General features: G+C 49.3%; 17 protein-coding genes, 1 other RNA gene and 2 pseudogenes. 10 read left to right on the top strand and 10 right to left on the bottom strand.

What is annotated here, in order from left to right:
* The 3 genes and pseudogenes from EA14781_RS17840 to EA14781_RS17830 all read left to right on the top strand — a co-directional run.
* Positions 1-155 (top strand): YfiR family protein (locus EA14781_RS17840; RefSeq protein ID WP_042326814.1); only part of this gene is annotated, 155 nt, incomplete at its 5' end.
* A pseudogene (gene dgcN / locus EA14781_RS17835) lies at positions 148-1,371 on the top strand (diguanylate cyclase DgcN/YfiN). The gene EA14781_RS17840 and the pseudogene dgcN, both read left to right, overlap by 8 nt.
* A gap of 15 nt (positions 1,372-1,386) precedes the next feature.
* Complete coding sequence (locus tag EA14781_RS17830; RefSeq protein ID WP_000595356.1) at positions 1,387-1,869, top strand: OmpA family protein; 483 nt, start codon at positions 1,387-1,389, stop codon at positions 1,867-1,869.
* A 76-nt stretch (positions 1,870-1,945) separates the two neighbouring features.
* Here EA14781_RS17830 and rplS read toward each other — a convergent pair whose 3' ends face one another.
* The 5 genes from rplS to ffh form a co-directional block, all read right to left on the bottom strand.
* A complete protein-coding gene (rplS, locus tag EA14781_RS17825) occupies positions 1,946-2,293 on the bottom strand; it encodes a 50S ribosomal protein L19 (RefSeq protein ID WP_000065254.1) in 348 nt (115 codons plus the stop codon).
* A 41-nt stretch (positions 2,294-2,334) separates the two neighbouring features.
* Complete coding sequence (gene trmD / locus EA14781_RS17820; protein ID WP_000264780.1) at positions 2,335-3,102, bottom strand: tRNA (guanosine(37)-N1)-methyltransferase TrmD; 768 nt, start codon at positions 3,100-3,102, stop codon at positions 2,335-2,337.
* Positions 3,103-3,132: 30 nt separating this feature from the next.
* A complete protein-coding gene (gene rimM / locus EA14781_RS17815; protein WP_000043332.1) occupies positions 3,133-3,681 on the bottom strand; it encodes a ribosome maturation factor RimM in 549 nt (182 codons plus the stop codon).
* A gap of 18 nt (positions 3,682-3,699) precedes the next feature.
* Entirely contained in the window at positions 3,700-3,948 is a 249-nt protein-coding gene (gene rpsP, locus EA14781_RS17810; protein WP_000256450.1) for a 30S ribosomal protein S16, read from the bottom strand.
* Between the two features lie 248 nt (positions 3,949-4,196).
* On the bottom strand, positions 4,197-5,558 hold the full coding sequence (ffh, locus tag EA14781_RS17805) for a signal recognition particle protein (RefSeq protein ID WP_000460033.1): 1,362 nt from the start codon (positions 5,556-5,558) through the stop codon (positions 4,197-4,199).
* 166 nt (positions 5,559-5,724) lie between these two features.
* Between ffh and EA14781_RS17800 the strand changes: the two genes are divergently transcribed.
* Positions 5,725-6,516 (top strand): cytochrome C assembly family protein, encoded by a 792-nt coding sequence (locus EA14781_RS17800; RefSeq protein ID WP_024164738.1) that lies wholly within the window; start codon positions 5,725-5,727, stop codon positions 6,514-6,516.
* A gap of 19 nt (positions 6,517-6,535) precedes the next feature.
* A complete protein-coding gene (locus EA14781_RS17795; RefSeq protein WP_077776617.1) occupies positions 6,536-7,822 on the top strand; it encodes an HlyC/CorC family transporter in 1,287 nt (428 codons plus the stop codon).
* Between the two features lie 53 nt (positions 7,823-7,875).
* Here the strand turns inward: EA14781_RS17795 and grpE are convergent, their stop codons facing one another.
* Positions 7,876-8,469, bottom strand: a complete 594-nt coding sequence (gene grpE / locus EA14781_RS17790) for a nucleotide exchange factor GrpE (RefSeq protein WP_002461510.1) — start codon at positions 8,467-8,469, stop codon at positions 7,876-7,878.
* A 121-nt stretch (positions 8,470-8,590) separates the two neighbouring features.
* Between grpE and nadK the strand changes: the two genes are divergently transcribed.
* From nadK to bamE, 3 genes are all read left to right on the top strand, one after another.
* A complete protein-coding gene (nadK, locus tag EA14781_RS17785; RefSeq protein WP_001059177.1) occupies positions 8,591-9,469 on the top strand; it encodes an NAD(+) kinase in 879 nt (292 codons plus the stop codon).
* Positions 9,470-9,554: 85 nt separating this feature from the next.
* The gene (gene recN, locus EA14781_RS17780) at positions 9,555-11,216 is read left to right on the top strand and encodes a DNA repair protein RecN (RefSeq protein ID WP_000880944.1); all 1,662 of its coding nucleotides are present in this window, start codon (positions 9,555-9,557) and stop codon (positions 11,214-11,216) included.
* Positions 11,217-11,364: 148 nt separating this feature from the next.
* Complete coding sequence (bamE, locus tag EA14781_RS17775) at positions 11,365-11,709, top strand: outer membrane protein assembly factor BamE (RefSeq protein ID WP_001203434.1); 345 nt, start codon at positions 11,365-11,367, stop codon at positions 11,707-11,709.
* Between the two features lie 45 nt (positions 11,710-11,754).
* On the opposite strand, the gene EA14781_RS17770 is transcribed toward bamE, so the two are convergent.
* Both EA14781_RS17770 and ratA read right to left on the bottom strand, forming a co-directional pair.
* Positions 11,755-12,045, bottom strand: a complete 291-nt coding sequence (locus EA14781_RS17770; protein ID WP_000014564.1) for an RnfH family protein — start codon at positions 12,043-12,045, stop codon at positions 11,755-11,757.
* Complete coding sequence (gene ratA, locus EA14781_RS17765; protein ID WP_024164737.1) at positions 12,035-12,472, bottom strand: type II toxin-antitoxin system toxin RatA; 438 nt, start codon at positions 12,470-12,472, stop codon at positions 12,035-12,037. Before ratA ends, EA14781_RS17770 begins: the two co-directional genes overlap by 11 nt.
* A gap of 170 nt (positions 12,473-12,642) precedes the next feature.
* Here ratA and smpB point away from each other — a divergent pair, with 170 nt between their 5' ends.
* Together smpB and ssrA are read left to right on the top strand one after the other, a co-directional pair.
* Positions 12,643-13,125: an SsrA-binding protein SmpB gene (smpB, locus tag EA14781_RS17760; RefSeq protein WP_000162574.1), complete on the top strand. Its 483-nt coding sequence runs from the start codon at positions 12,643-12,645 to the stop codon at positions 13,123-13,125.
* Between the two features lie 214 nt (positions 13,126-13,339).
* Positions 13,340-13,702: a transfer-messenger RNA gene (gene ssrA, locus EA14781_RS23660) on the top strand.
* Between the two features lie 137 nt (positions 13,703-13,839).
* Here the strand turns inward: ssrA and EA14781_RS23655 are convergent.
* Positions 13,840-14,024 (bottom strand): annotated as a pseudogene (locus tag EA14781_RS23655) (IS4 family transposase); the annotation flags it as partial.
* A gap of 296 nt (positions 14,025-14,320) precedes the next feature.
* A partial coding sequence (locus tag EA14781_RS17755) for an autotransporter outer membrane beta-barrel domain-containing protein (RefSeq protein ID WP_042335988.1) occupies positions 14,321-15,721 on the bottom strand: 1,401 nt, incomplete at its 5' end.

Below are 15,721 nucleotides of genomic sequence, written 5' to 3'. Positions count from 1 at the left end.
CCCAAAACACCGAATGTATTATTGGCAGCGCATTTTGTTTGGTTATCAACAATAACCGTGTCAGATTTGCCGTAAACCTGGATGCTTTATCACGTAGTGGTGTGAAGGTGAACCCGGATGTATTAATGCTCGCACGGAATAAAAAAGATGGATAACGATAATTCTCCTGATAAGAGACCTACGTTTAAAAGAGCATTACGCAACATCAGCATGACCAGCATATTTATCACTATGACGCTGATTTGGCTGCTGCTTTCCGTGACGTCAGTACTGACTCTGAAACAATATGCACATAAAAACCTGACGCTCACCGCAGCGACAATGACTTACAGTCTGGAAGCTGATGTCGTTTTTGCCGATGGTCTGGCAGCGACAGAAACGCTGGCGGCCCTGGGTCAGCAAGGCCAATTTTCAACTGCTGAAGTACGCGATAATCAACACAATATCATTGCATCCTGGCACTACACCGCACGGGAACCAGGAGATACATTCAGTAATTTTATTAGCCATTGGCTCTTTCCGGCTCCCGTAATTCAACCGATTCGCCACAATGACAAAATCATTGGCGAGGTACAGTTAACTGCTCGCGACAGCTCAATCAGCCATTTCATTTGGTTTTCGCTCGCGGTCCTCACCAGCTGTATCCTGCTGGCATCAGGTATTGCAATCACCCTCACCCGCCATTTGCACAACGGTCTGGTAGAGGCGCTGAAAAACATTACTGATGTTGTTCATGATGTGCGTTCCAACCGCAATTTTTCCAGGAGAGTTTCCGAGGAACGCATCGAAGAGTTTCATCGCTTTGCTCTCGACTTCAATAGCCTGCTGGATGAAATGGAAGAATGGCAGCTTCGCCTACAGGCTAAAAATGCTCAGCTTTTGCGTACTTCCTTACATGACTCATTAACCGGACTGGCTAACCGTGCCGCATTTCGTAGCAGCATTAATGCGTTGATGAACGATTCCAACACCAGAAAGACCTCAGCGTTGCTGTTTCTTGATGGCGATAATTTCAAATATATCAATGATACCTAGGGTCATGCGACGGGCGATCAGGTATTGATTGCTGTGGCAAAACGGTTAACTGAATTTGCAGGAAAACGTCACCAGGCATACCGCATAGGAGGTGACGAGTTTGCTCTGGTGCTTTATAGCGTGCAGTCTGAATACGACGTTCAACATATCTGTACAGCACTCACACAAACTTTTAATCAACCATTCGATCTTCATAACTGCCATCAAGTTAGCATGTCCTTAAGTATTGGTTACGCGATGACCTGTGAACATGCCTCCGTCGAAAAATTACAAGAGCTGGCCGATTACAATATGTATCAGGCCAAACACCAGCGCGCTGAAAAGCTGGTGAAATAACAAGGAAATATCTGCATGATAAAGCAACTGATACTCCCTCTGGCGTTCTCTTCTCTGCTACTGACAGGTTGCCAGTCACCACAAGGGAAATTTACTCCCGAGCAAATCGCCGCAATGCAGTCTTATGGTTTTACTGAATCCGCTGGTGACTGGTCTCTTGGCTTATCTGATACCATTCTATTTGCTAAAAATGACTACAAATTGCTCCCGGAAAGTCAGCAGCAGATCCAGACCATGGCCGCAAAACTGAGCTCCACAGGCCTGAAACATGCCCGTATGGATGGGCATACTGACAATTACGGTGAAGACAGTTACAACGAAGCCTTATCGCTGAAGCGAGCTAATGTCGTCGCCGATGCGTGGGCAACAGGCGGACAAATACCTCGCAGTAATCTCACCACTCAGGGTTTAGGGAAAAAATATCCCGTTGCCAGTAACAAGACCGCACAGAGTCGCGCCGAGAACTGCCGCGTCGCTGTGGTGATAAACACACCTTAAACTTAACTACAGCAGATAAAAAAAGGGCCAGCCAATTGGCCAGCCCTTCTTAACAGGATGTCGCCTGAGCGAAATCTTAGTTAAGACGCTCTTTGATACGAGCAGCCTTACCAGTACGCTCACGCAGGTAGTACAGTTTAGCTTTACGAACAGCACCACGACGTTTGACAGTAATGCTGTCAACTACCGGAGAGTGAGTCTGGAAGACACGCTCAACGCCTTCGCCGTTGGAAATTTTACGAACAGTGAATGCAGAGTGCAGACCGCGGTTACGAATAGCGATAACCACGCCCTCGAATGCCTGCAGACGTTTTTTGGAACCTTCAACAACCCATACTTTCACTTCCACGGTATCACCCGGACGGAAGGAAGGTACGTCCTGCTTCATCTGCTCTTGTTCAAGTTGCTTAATAATGTTGCTCATAATTTAATCTCTTATCCTGGGTAAACTGATATTTCGGGGGGCTACGCCATCCCATCATGTTTATGTTGCTGTTGTGCGTGTTCCTTTTTGAACTCCGCCAGCAACCTTGCTTGCTCTTCAGTCAGAGCCAGGTTTTCCAGAAGTTCAGGTCTTCTAAGCCAGGTACGGCCCAGCGACTGCTTCAAACGCCAGCGACGTATCTCAGCATGGTTGCCCGACAGTAAGACTGACGGAACTTCCATCCCTTCTAACACCTCAGGCCGCGTATAGTGCGGGCAATCCAGCAATCCTTCAGCAAAGGAATCTTCCGTTGCTGAGGCTTCATGTCCCAGAACCCCCGGAATAAACCGGGAAACGGAATCAATCAGCGTCATCGCTGGTAACTCACCACCACTGAGAACGTAATCGCCGATTGACCATTCTTCGTCAATTTCGGTTTGGATCACGCGCTCATCTATACCTTCGTAGCGACCGCACACCAGAATCAATTTTTGATTCGTTGCCAGTTCGCTGACGCCCGCTTGATCAAGCTTGCGCCCCTGCGGTGACAGATAAATCACCTTAGCGCCTTCACCCGCCGCGGCTTTTGCTGCATGGATGGCGTCCCGTAAAGGTTGCACCATCATTAACATCCCCGGCCCGCCGCCGTAAGGACGATCGTCCACGGTACGGTGTCGGTCATGCGTGAAGTCACGAGGACTCCAGCTCTGGATGCTCAGCAGGCCATTTTTTACTGCCCGGCCAGTTACCCCGTAATCGGTAATTGCGCGGAACATTTCAGGAAACAGGCTAATTATGCCAATCCACATAGCGCCGTCTTTTACCGTTTATCCGGTGGTTTAAAAACCAGGATCCCAATCTACTTCGATTAAACGAGTAGCGAGATCGACTTTCTTGATAACCTGCCCATCGAGGAACGGTACGAGACGTTCCTTGATACCAAATGCATCTTTCAGGTTTGCCTTAATGACGAGAACGTCATTAGATCCGGTTTCCATCATGTCGACGACTTTACCGAGATCGTAGCCTTCAGTGGTTACTACCTGGCAGCCCATCAGGTCTTTCCAGTAGTAGTCACCTTCTTCAAGCTGAGGCAGTTGCGAAGAATCCACGACAATTTCACAATTCGTCAGCAGGTTCGCCGCATCACGATCGTCAACGCCTTTCAGCTTGATGATCATGTCCTGATTGTGGTGCTTCCAGCTTTCCAGCTGAACTTGCTGCCACTGACCCGCCTTCTGGATAAACCAAGGCTGATAGTCAAAAATGCTTTCGGCGTCTTCGGTGGAAGAAAACACTCTGAGCCACCCACGAATACCGTAAGACGACCCCATTTTTCCCAAAACGATGGGATCAACAGGTGCTTGCGCGGTGAGTTGTTTGCTCATCATGACCACAGTGACAGATTAAGCTGCTTTGTTTACTTCTTTGATCAGCGCAGCAACGCGATCAGAAATAGTTGCGCCCTGGCCAACCCAGTGAGCGATGCGATCCAGATCCAGGCGAGTGCCTTCTTCTTTTTCACTAGCTATTGGGTTGAAGAAACCAACGCGCTCAATGAAGCGACCGTTGCGTGCATTACGGCTGTCAGCGACAACAACCTGGTAGAACGGACGCTTTTTAGCGCCGTGACGTGCTAAACGAATAGTTACCATAACATCCTCTTGTGTGAATAAAACAACCGGACCCCATCGAGGAACGGAGTCCGGTGTCATATTAAAAGCCCGAAAATTTTACTCATTTTTGCGGGAATTGCAATCAACAGTTGCCAACTCTGCTGTAAAAGGCCGTCGGCGGTGCAGCCAGTTTGGTGCCGGAGTGAGCACAGTCACCGGAGCGTACACGCAGTACGTGAGGATGACGAGCACACTCCGGTGCCGAAATGGCAAACAAGCCAGGACGATTAGCGACCAGGAAATCCCGGCGGCATCATCCCTTTCATACTTCTCATCATCTTCGCCATTCCGCCCTTCTTCATCTTCTTCATCATGCGCTGCATGTCGTCGAACTGTTTCAGAAGACGGTTAACGTCCTGCACCTGCATCCCGCAACCGGCAGCGATACGGCGTTTACGCGAACCTTTGATGATTTCTGGCTTAGCACGCTCTTTCAGCGTCATCGAGTTGATGATCGCTTCCATACGCACCAGCACTTTATCGTCCATCTGCGATTTCACATTATCCGGGATCTGCCCCATGCCCGGCAGTTTGCCCATCAAACTGGCCATGCCGCCCATATTTTTCATCTGGCGTAGCTGCTCAAGGAAGTCGTTGAGATCGAAGCCGTCACCTTTTTTCAGCTTACTGGCTAATTTCTCTGCCTGCGCACGGTCAACTTTGCTTTCGATATCTTCGATCAGCGACAGCACGTCACCCATGCCGAGAATACGGGAAGCGATACGATCCGGGTGGAACGGCTCCAGCGCCTCAGTTTTCTCGCCAACGCCAAGGAATTTGATTGGTTTTCCGGTGATGTGACGAATAGAGAGCGCCGCACCGCCGCGGGCATCACCGTCCACTTTGGTCAACACGACACCGGTCAGCGGTAACGCTTCATTGAATGCTTTCGCCGTATTGGCCGCATCCTGACCGGTCATGGCGTCGACCACAAACAAGGTTTCAACCGGATTAATCGACGCATGGACCTGTTTGATCTCATCCATCATCGCTTCGTCAACGTGCAGACGACCGGCAGTATCCACCAGCAGCACATCGTAGAATTTCAGCTTCGCTTCTTTCAGCGCCGCGTTAACGATATCTACCGGCTTCTGACCAACATCGGAAGGGAAGAAATCGACGCCAACCTGCTCTGCCAGCGTCTCAAGTTGTTTGATTGCTGCCGGACGATAAACGTCGGCTGAAACCACCAGCACTTTCTTCTTGTGCTTCTCGCGCAGGAACTTACCGAGTTTACCAACGCTGGTCGTTTTACCGGCACCTTGCAGGCCCGCCATCAGCACGACCGCTGGCGGTTGCGCAGCCAGATTCAGGGTCTGGTTCTCTTCGCCCATCGCCGCAACCAGCTCGTTACGGACGATTTTGACGAACTCCTGCCCCGGCGTCAGGCTCTTGTTAACTTCATGACCAACCGCTTTCTCTTTTACGCGATTGATAAACTCACGCACTACCGGCAGGGCGACGTCCGCCTCCAGCAGCGCCATGCGCACTTCGCGCAGCGTATCTTTAACGTTGTCTTCAGTGAGGCGTCCACGGCCACTGATATTGCGCAGCGTGCGCGACAAACGATCGGTTAAATTATCAAACATTGTCTCTCGCCTGGGGTGGAAACGGTTGGCCGCAATCGCGACACATCATCTGTATTTTGCCGCAGTATAACATGAAGGCGTCTTTGTTGTTATGCAACGGTTGGAGCAGCGTTCACCTGACGCTATACTGCTTTTCTTTCTCATTGCTCAAACTGTCGACATCACTATGCCCGTTTTTGCTCTGCTCGCGCTTGTCGCCTACTCCGTCAGCCTCGCGCTGATTGTTCCTGGACTGCTGCAAAAAAACGGCGGCTGGCGGCGAATGGCTATTATTTCTGCGGTCATCGCGCTGGTCTGCCACGCAATCGCTCTGGAAGCCCGCATCCTGCCCGACTGTGATAGCGGACAAAACCTCAGCCTGCTGAACGTTGGTTCGCTGGTCAGTTTGATGATCTGTACGGTAATGACCATCGTGGCTTCTCGCAATCGTGGCTGGTTGCTACTCCCCATTGTCTATGCCTTTGCGCTCATCAACCTGGCGCTGGCGACTTTCATGCCCAATGAATACATCACCCATCAGGAAGCAACACCAGGGATGCTGATGCACATTGGCTTGTCGCTCTTTTCCTATGCCACGTTGATTATCGCCGCCTTGTATGCCCTACAACTGGCATGGATTGATTACCAATTGAAGAACAAGAAGCTGGCGTTTAGTCAGGAAATGCCGCCGCTAATGAGTATCGAGCGCAAAATGTTCCACATCACGCAGATTGGCGTGGTGCTATTGACGCTCACACTTTGTACCGGCCTGTTCTATATGCATAACTTATTTAGCATGGAAAATATCGACAAGGCCGTGCTCTCTATCGTGGCATGGTTTGTCTATATTGTGCTGTTGTGGGGGCATTATCATGAAGGATGGCGAGGACGCCGCGTCGTCTGGTTTAACGTCGCTGGCGCAGTCATTCTGACTCTGGCTTACTTCGGCAGCCGAATTGTTCAGCAGTTAATCAGCTAAACCAGAAAAGGAGTTTCCCCTGGAACATATCTCTACTACCACGTTGATCATTATTCTGATCATAATGGTGGTCATTTCAGCCTATTTCTCCGGCTCAGAAACCGGAATGATGACACTCAACCGCTATCGTTTGCGGCACATGGCGAAGCAGGGTAATCGCTCGGCAAAACGAGTCGAAAAGTTACTGCGCAAGCCAGACCGCCTGATAAGTCTGGTGTTAATCGGCAATAACCTGGTCAATATCCTCGCTTCCGCTCTCGGCACCATTGTTGGGATGCGTTTGTACTGTGATGCGGGCGTAGCAATTGCGACCGGCGTGCTGACCTTTGTGGTGCTGGTTTTTGCTGAAGTCTTGCCGAAGACCATTGCCGCGCTGTATCCAGAAAAAGTCGCCTATCCGAGTAGTTTTTTACTGGCGCCGCTACAAGTCCTGATGATGCCGCTGGTCTGGTTGCTCAACGCGATTACCCGAATGTTGATGCGCATGATGGGCATTAAAACCGATATCGTGGTCAGCGGCTCTTTGAGTAAAGAAGAGTTGCGCACCATTGTGCACGAATCGCGGTCGCAAATTTCCCGTCGCAACCAGGATATGCTGCTATCAGTGCTCGATCTGGAAAAAATGACCGTTGATGACATCATGGTGCCGCGCAGTGAAATTATCGGTATTGATATCAACGATGACTGGAAATCGATTCTCCGTCAGCTCTCCCACTCTCCTCACGGGCGCATCGTGCTGTACCGTGACTCGCTGGATGACGCCATCAGCATGCTGCGTGTACGTGAAGCCTGGCGGTTAATGTCGGAGAAAAAAGAGTTCACCAAAGAAACCATGCTACGCGCCGCGGATGAAATCTATTTTGTGCCGGAAGGTACGCCGCTCAGCACGCAGCTGGTCAAATTTCAGCGCAATAAAAAGAAAGTTGGTCTGGTCGTCAACGAGTACGGAGACATTCAGGGGCTGGTGACGGTCGAAGATATTCTGGAAGAGATTGTCGGAGATTTCACCACGTCGATGTCGCCAACACTTGCCGAAGAGGTCACGCCACAAAACGACGGTTCGGTGATTATCGATGGTACCGCCAACGTGCGGGAAATTAACAAAGCCTTTAACTGGCATCTGCCGGAAGATGATGCCCGCACGATCAATGGCGTCATTCTGGAAGCTCTGGAAGAAATTCCTGTTGCAGGCACTCGTGTGCGTATTGGCGAGTACGATATCGATATTCTCGACGTACAGGACAATATGATTAAGCAGGTAAAAGTTTTTCCTGTGAAACCGCTGCGCGAAAGTGTGGCGGAGTAACGAAAACGGCCCGGCATTCGCATGCAGGGCCGTGATTTATTACGAAACAAAAATTAATCTTTTGCTTTCGCTACAGTAACCATCGCCGCGCGAATCGTACGACCGTTCAGCGTATAACCCTTCTGCATAATGCCCAGTACGTTACCTGGCTCAACGTCATCAGATTCCACCATCGCGATAGCCTGATGCACATTCGGGTCCAGTGGTACGTTAGTTTCAGAGATAACTTCAACACCAAACTTACGCACTACATCCAGCATCGATTTCAACGTCAGCTCAATACCTTCAACCATCGCAGACATATCCGGGTTGGCTTTATCAGCCACTTCCAGCGCACGATCCAGGCTATCAATCACCGGCAGCAATTCGTTGATGAATTTCTCCAGCGCAAATTTGTGGGCTTTTTCAATATCCAGCTCAGTACGACGACGCAGGTTTTCCATTTCCGCTTTTACGCGCAAAATGCCGTCACGCTCACGGGCCTGGGCTTCAGCCAGCTGAGCTTCGAGATTCGCAATTTTTTCATCGCGCGGATCCACCTGCTCAGCAGAAGCGTCTGGCTCAACTGCCTCAATCTCTTCGTGCTGATCCATGATAATTTCTTCCGGGGCTTGCCCCTCAGGCGTTTTCTGTTCTTTACTACTCATGAATTTCTCCGCGTTTTTTTCGCATTCATCTCGCTAACTTCGCTTATTATGGGGATCAGTTTCAGGGTTTCAAGGGAAGCACTCACATTGTCATCAATCTTCGCAACAAGGACCTCGGAAAATGAATAATCATTTCAAGTGTATTGGCATTGTGGGACACCCACGGCACCCCACTGCACTGACAACACATGAAATGCTCTACCGCTGGCTGTGCACAAAAGGTTACGAAGTTATCGTTGAGCAGCAAATCGCTCACGAATTACAACTAAAGAATGTGAAAACCGGTACGCTTGCAGAGATTGGTCAAACGGCAGATCTCGCGGTGGTGGTCGGAGGCGACGGCAATATGCTGGGAGCAGCGCGCACGCTCGCTCGCTACGACATTAAAGTCATTGGCATAAACCGTGGCAATCTGGGTTTCCTGACCGACCTCGATCCCGACAACGCTCAGCAACAATTAGCCGATGTGCTGGAAGGTCACTACATCAGCGAAAAACGTTTTCTGCTGGAGGCGCAAGTCTGCCAGCAAGATTGCCAGAAGCGCATCAGCACGGCGATTAACGAAGTGGTGCTTCACCCCGGAAAAGTAGCGCATATGATTGAGTTCGAAGTTTATATCGACGAGATCTTTGCATTTTCTCAGCGTTCCGATGGACTGATTATTTCGACGCCTACAGGTTCTACCGCCTATTCCCTCTCGGCGGGCGGGCCGATTCTGACACCCTCACTGGATGCAATTACTCTGGTGCCCATGTTTCCACATACGCTGTCGGCACGACCATTGGTCATTAACAGCAACAGCGCGATTCGTCTGCGCTTTTCGCATCGCCGTAACGACCTGGAGATCAGCTGTGACAGTCAGATAGCGCTACCGATTCAGGAAGGTGAAGATGTCCTGATTCGTCGCTGTGATTACCATCTGAATCTGATTCATCCTAAAGATTACAGCTATTTCAATACATTAAGCACCAAGCTCGGCTGGTCAAAAAAATTATTCTAATTTTGCGCCAGCCTCTTTACTGTATATAAAACCAGTTTATACTGTTCATATTAACAGTAATGGTTTTTCATACAGGAAAACAACTATGTTGGCACAACTGACCATCAGCAACTTTGCTATCGTTCGTGAGCTTGAGATTGATTTTCACAGCGGTATGACCGTAATAACCGGCGAGACCGGCGCGGGTAAATCTATTGCAATAGATGCTCTCGGTCTTTGTCTCGGTGGTCGCGCTGAAGCCGACATGGTGCGTACCGGCGCTGCTCGCGCTGACCTGTGCGCCCGTTTTTCGCTAAAAGATACGCCAGCGGCACTGCGCTGGCTGGAAGAAAACCAACTGGAAGATGGTCACGAATGCCTGCTGCGTCGAGTTATCAGTAGCGATGGCCGCTCTCGTGGTTTCATCAACGGTACGGCCGTTCCACTATCGCAGCTGCGCGAACTGGGTCAGTTACTCATTCAGATCCATGGTCAGCACGCTCATCAATTACTCACCAAATCCGAGCACCAAAAATTCCTGCTTGATGGCTACGCCAATGAAACGTCTCTGCTCCAGGAAATGCTTGCACGTTATCAATTGTGGCATCAAAGCTGCCGCGACCTGGCGCATCATCAACAGTTAAGTCAGGAACGCGCAGCCCGAGCGGAACTGCTGCAATATCAGTTAAAAGAACTGAACGAATTTAATCCACAGCCCGGAGAGTTTGAGCAAATCGACGAAGAGTACAAACGCCTGGCGAACAGCGGTCAATTGTTGACTACCAGCCAAAATGCATTGACATTAATGGCCGACGGTGACGACGCAAACCTACAAAGCCAGCTTTACACGGCTAAACAACTGGTGAGCGAATTGATTGGCATGGACAGCAAACTGTCTGGCGTACTTAATATGCTGGAAGAAGCTACCATCCAGATTGCTGAAGCCAGTGACGAATTGCGCCATTATTGCGACCGACTGGATCTCGATCCCAACCGCTTGTTTGAGCTTGAACAACGTATCTCAAAGCAGATTTCGCTGGCACGTAAACACCACGTTAGCCCGGAAGCATTGCCACAATATTATCAATCTCTGCTCGAGGAACAGCGGCAACTGGACGATCAGGCTGACTCACAAGAAACTCTCGCGCTGGCGGTAACGAAACACCATCAGCAGGCGCTAGAAACGGCACGCGCATTACACCAACAACGCCAACATTATGCAGCTGAGCTGGCACACCTGATCACCGACAGTATGCATGCACTCTCCATGCCGCATGGGCAGTTTACAATTGATGTAAAATTTGACGAGCACCACCTGGGGGCTGACGGAGCTGATCGCATTGAGTTTCGGGTAACTACCAACCCGGGTCAGCCAATGCAGCCAATTGCTAAAGTCGCTTCTGGCGGTGAATTGTCGCGTATTGCACTGGCGATTCAGGTCATTACCGCGCGTAAAATGGAAACCCCGGCGCTGATTTTCGATGAAGTGGATGTGGGTATTAGCGGTCCGACAGCGGCCGTCGTCGGCAAATTGCTACGTCAGCTTGGCGAATCAACCCAGGTGATGTGTGTTACCCATTTGCCGCAAGTCGCAGGATGCGGTCATCAACACTATTTTGTCTGCAAAGAAACCGATGGTGCGATGACAGAAACTCATATGCAATCGCTGGACAAAAAGGCGCGTCTGCAGGAACTGGCGCGCCTACTTGGCGGTAGTGAAGTCACTCGCAACACACTGGCGAACGCGAAAGAACTACTTGCAGCGTAAACTTTTTTGCTGCTTCACGGTCAGAGTAGACAGCAAAACGCCGTAAGACCAGAAAGCAAAAGGTTTTAAAGTGATGAAAGGTCTATTATCATCGGCATATTACAGATGAGCCACGTACTGCTCGGGCCCGAAAAGGAATCAAATCACTATGCGCTGTAAAACGCTGACTGCTGCTGCAGCAGTACTATTGATGTTGACTGCAGGCTGTTCCACTCTGGAGCGAGTGGTTTACCGTCCTGACATCAACCAGGGGAACTATCTGACTGCTAACGACGTATCCAAAATACGCATTGGCATGACGCAACAACAAGTTGCGTATGCATTGGGTACACCGCTAATGTCCGATCCATTTGGCACTAATACCTGGTTCTATGTGTTCCGCCAACAACCAGGTCATGAAGGCGTAACGCAGCAAACGCTGACGTTAACCTTTAATAGCAGCGGCGTATTAACCAATATTGATAACAAACCTGCTCTAAGCGGCAACAAATAAAATAGCTGTAAAAAGGTGCTCATTGAGCGCCTTTTTTTCTGTCTGCTATTTATTCGCCGATTTCTCTGCTCGTTGCCTGCGCAGCTCTTTCGGATCGGCAATGAGGGGACGATAAATCTCCACCCGATCGCCATCATGCACAATATCGCTGAGTTTCGCCGGACGGCTGTAAATGCCGACTTTGTTTTTAGTTAAATCGATATCCGTACGCAGTTCTAACAAACCGCTGGCGCGAATCGCCTCTTCAACTGTCGCACCTTCCTGCAACTTTACACGTTGCAGGTATTGCCTCTCTGGTAATGCGTAAGCCACCTCAACAGCAATTTTACCGGACACTGTAAACCTCTTTTGCACGAGCAGTGAAAGCCTGCACCATATTAGAGGCCAGGTCTTTAAAGACACGACCAAAAGCGAGCTCAATCAACTTATTAGTAAACTCAAAGTCAAGATGAAACTCAATGCGGCACGCTTCTTGATTCAGTGGAGTAAACTTCCAACCACCAATCAATTTCTTGAACGGCCCATCAACCAGATTCATTAGAATACTTTGGTTATTTATTAGCTGGTTACGGGTAGTAAACGTCTTGCTAATCCCAGCTTTAGAGACATCAACAGCAGCGGTCATCTGCCCAGGTGTGTACTCCAGAATCCGGCTTCCGGTGCAACCAGGCAAAAACTGAGGATAAGACTGAACGTCATTCACTAACTGATACATCTGCTCCGCGCTGTAGGGCACCAGTGCGGTCCGGCTAATCTGAGGCATAACAATTTCCATCAACAAAAATCCAACAAATAATATCATTTATCCTGCTGTAAAAAAAACGCTATCCCGGCGCTGGGTAACATCGGGTTCATGCTAATATAGAGCCTTGTCCCCCGCAGGATTAATATGGGGTGTTTTCGATTTCAGATTACCGATGATTCACGACGCTTATGACGAAGAAAAAAGCACATAAACCTGGTTCAGCGACCATAGCGCTCAACAAGCGCGCCCGTCACGAATATTTTATTGAAGAAGAGTTTGAAGCGGGGCTTGCCTTGCAAGGCTGGGAAGTTAAATCCTTACGCGCAGGAAAAGCCAATATTAGCGACAGCTATGTCCTTCTGCGCGACGGTGAAGCATTCCTGTTTGGCGCTAACATTACGCCAATGGCTGTGGCTTCTACACATGTAGTGTGCGATCCAACTCGTACCCGCAAATTACTTCTCAACCAGCGTGAACTGGATTCTCTCTATGGTCGCGTAAACCGCGAAGGCTATACCGTAGTGGCGCTCTCCCTGTACTGGAAAAATGCCTGGTGCAAAGTAAAAATCGGCGTCGCCAAAGGTAAGAAACAACACGATAAACGTTCTGATATCAAAGAGCGCGAATGGCAGGTGGATAAAGCGCGTATCATGAAGAACGCCCATCGTTAAATCTACATAAGTGGCACTAATCAAATTCTCACCGCGCCTCCCTATCCGGTGGCGCGAATGAGCATCTTGTCGACTATCAAATCTGACACAGATGTAGCCATCCCATTGCTTAATCGAAGAAAAATCATACTATGCAGACGCTAATTCCCGGATGGTAACGCCTTTGGGGCTAGTCATTGCGCTTAAAAATCTGGTATACTTAACATTACACATTGGGGCTGATTCTGGATTCGACGGGATTTGCGAAACCCAAGGTGCATGCCGAGGGGCGGTTGGCCTCGTAAAAAGCCGCAAAAAATAGTCGCAAACGACGAAAACTACGCTTTAGCAGCTTAATAACCTGCTTAGAGCCCTCTCTCCCTAGCCTCCGCTCTTAGGACGGGGATCAAGAGAGGTCAAACCCAAAAGAGATCGCGTGGAAGCCCTGCCTGGGGTTGAAGCGTTAAAACTTAATCAGGCTAGTTTGTTAGTGGCGTGTCCGTCCGCAGCTGGCAAGCGAATGTAAAGACTGACTAAGCATGTAGTACCGAGGATGTAGGAATTTCGGACGCGGGTTCAACTCCCGCCAGCTCCACCAATCGTGATTGGACGGTGTAAGGACAACACCAACAAAAACAGGAAGTTAGCAGTCTCAGCAGGACACCGACCAGACGGTGAGGAGACAAGAGCCGCGGCTCCCTGGTGACATGAAAGTTCGCTGATATGCAATGCCGTTCACTTAAGCGGAACGGTACTGAGCTTCACCGAATAGCGGATTTTTGATATCTTAACCGCCTCCGGCCCTGATAGTCGGGGGCGTTTTGTTATGAAAACCGTTTCCAGTGCCCCTTCAGATGCTCCAGTCGTTTCGGGATGGTCCCCTATGACGCCGTGTTTCCCGGCACTATCATTTCGAGAGCGTTCAGAATTCTGTGTAAATGCCCTTTCCCAGGCGGTCACCAAACTCGATAATAAAGTGGCATTATCCATTTCTGTGACGCGGCCTAGATTGCCAGCCACACAACCTTTTTTACGGCCTCGTCCATCGGAAAGATCTTGCCATATAAATATTCGTATTATATTTCAATTCGTTTTTGAGTAACGCGTTTCGCGTTTGCTTGCTTTTATTACGCGAACAAAATGTAAGCATCCTGAGAGAAAGCTTTTCGTGTCTGTAAAAAGGCCTGCCAGATGGCAGGCCTGATTCAACAGTCTGTCAGAAAGAATAACGGAAGTTGGCGTTTATCGCATTATCCACGTTATATTTCCCGAACGCTGATTTCTCCAGCTCCAGACCAAAACGCATATTGTCCTTAATTTCCGCATTCATCCCCACATTCATCAGCATCCTGCTGTCTTTTTCGCCTTCAAAACGTTTCTCTCCAGATGCATCCCGCAGAACTGTCTCTCCATTCGCCAACAGGTCGAACTGATAACCCAACCCGGCTCGCGCTGTAATTTTCCAGTCATCTCCAGAGAAAGTTCTTCCCACATCAACACCGGTACGACCAATCAGTGGGTTATAATCCTTGTCTTTCATGGTCAGTGCCATTCCCCGGTCTTCCCAGTTAAAGGATTTTCCTGAAACAGAACCGTAAACCAGCTCCATCTGAGGTTCCACCCAGGATTCTTCCGACAGGTGGTAACGATACCCGACTTCAGCACCGGCATACCAAGAATGAGAGCTGTAGTCTTTTTCTCCCAGTGAGGCAAAATTCGCCGTGTACTGATTATCGTGATGGAGATATTTACCAATCAGGTCAAAATAAGCCCCGGAATTAAAGAGCGCAGATGCATACAGACCACCACCCACTGATTTTGTTTTACCACTGAATGCATGACTGTCCGCATTACTGTCCGTATAGGTCAACAATGCACCAGTAAACAAGTCCACACCATCCAGCTCATGCTTTCTGTCTGCACCAATCTGAACGTGCGTGTAGTTATCGCTGTAACCACCGTCTGCCGAACCGGTACCGTTCATGATACGCGCCCATACACCGGCATCCCCCTGCGTATCACGCAGGTCACCCATACGCTTGTTCAGGTTGTTGACCTCTGTCAGGAAGGATTTATAACCTGACGCCATAAAGTCCGTTGCTGTTTTCGAGGTTCCTGCATCAGCAACAGTCTGATAGCCTGTCAGCATCCATTTTGTGGCAGTGTCAGTTTTTTCTGTGCTGATTACAGGCGTGACATTACTGAAACCAATTAACTGAGTTCCGGCTTTAAACGTTTTCTCGTCACTCCCTTTCGGTGCAGTAATTAACGTCACGTTCGTACCATTGGCAGGTTTGTTTAAAAAGTCAACCAGAACGGTATTATTAATGCCCGACAGTTTATTCGAGATATTCAGCTGGTCAGCCTTACTGTTGTTGGTATGCATCAGGAACGTGGAGTTATCTGCGTTAAGCTCTTTTACCTGTAAGGTGGCAAAGTCTTTCCCACCTCCCAGTTCAATTCGACCCCCAGCACTCTTCAGCGTTCCAACCGTTGAGTTTCCGTTAGAAAGCCACAGAGCATTTTTCATATTTACAGTACTCTGCTCACCCGTAATGTTGCCACTCAAAACAGCGTTATATCCCTTCATTAAGGAGCTGAATAACGGAGTGAACCG

The organism is Escherichia albertii NBRC 107761 = DSM 17582 (assembly GCF_000759775.1).
GTDB lineage: Bacteria > Pseudomonadota > Gammaproteobacteria > Enterobacterales > Enterobacteriaceae > Escherichia > Escherichia albertii.
This window is presented reverse-complemented; position numbering and strand designations above follow the sequence as displayed.

What these genes read in the sequence shown, in the direction of transcription:
- EA14781_RS17800 (WP_024164738.1), top strand. Translation starts at nt 5,725, where the DNA reads ATGCCCGTTTTTGCTCTGCTCGCGCTTGTCGCCTACTCCGTCAGCCTC.
- rimM (WP_000043332.1), bottom strand. Translation starts at nt 3,681, where the DNA reads ATGAGCAAACAACTCACCGCGCAAGCACCTGTTGATCCCATCGTTTTG.
- bamE (WP_001203434.1), top strand. Translation starts at nt 11,365, where the DNA reads ATGCGCTGTAAAACGCTGACTGCTGCTGCAGCAGTACTATTGATGTTG.
- rpsP (WP_000256450.1), bottom strand. Translation starts at nt 3,948, where the DNA reads ATGGTAACTATTCGTTTAGCACGTCACGGCGCTAAAAAGCGTCCGTTC.
- EA14781_RS17830 (WP_000595356.1), top strand. Translation starts at nt 1,387, where the DNA reads ATGATAAAGCAACTGATACTCCCTCTGGCGTTCTCTTCTCTGCTACTG.
- rplS (WP_000065254.1), bottom strand. Translation starts at nt 2,293, where the DNA reads ATGAGCAACATTATTAAGCAACTTGAACAAGAGCAGATGAAGCAGGAC.
- grpE (WP_002461510.1), bottom strand. Translation starts at nt 8,469, where the DNA reads ATGAGTAGTAAAGAACAGAAAACGCCTGAGGGGCAAGCCCCGGAAGAA.
- ffh (WP_000460033.1), bottom strand. Translation starts at nt 5,558, where the DNA reads ATGTTTGATAATTTAACCGATCGTTTGTCGCGCACGCTGCGCAATATC.
- trmD (WP_000264780.1), bottom strand. Translation starts at nt 3,102, where the DNA reads ATGTGGATTGGCATAATTAGCCTGTTTCCTGAAATGTTCCGCGCAATT.
- ratA (WP_024164737.1), bottom strand. Translation starts at nt 12,472, where the DNA reads ATGCCTCAGATTAGCCGGACCGCACTGGTGCCCTACAGCGCGGAGCAG.
- smpB (WP_000162574.1), top strand. Translation starts at nt 12,643, where the DNA reads ATGACGAAGAAAAAAGCACATAAACCTGGTTCAGCGACCATAGCGCTC.
- recN (WP_000880944.1), top strand. Translation starts at nt 9,555, where the DNA reads ATGTTGGCACAACTGACCATCAGCAACTTTGCTATCGTTCGTGAGCTT.
- nadK (WP_001059177.1), top strand. Translation starts at nt 8,591, where the DNA reads ATGAATAATCATTTCAAGTGTATTGGCATTGTGGGACACCCACGGCAC.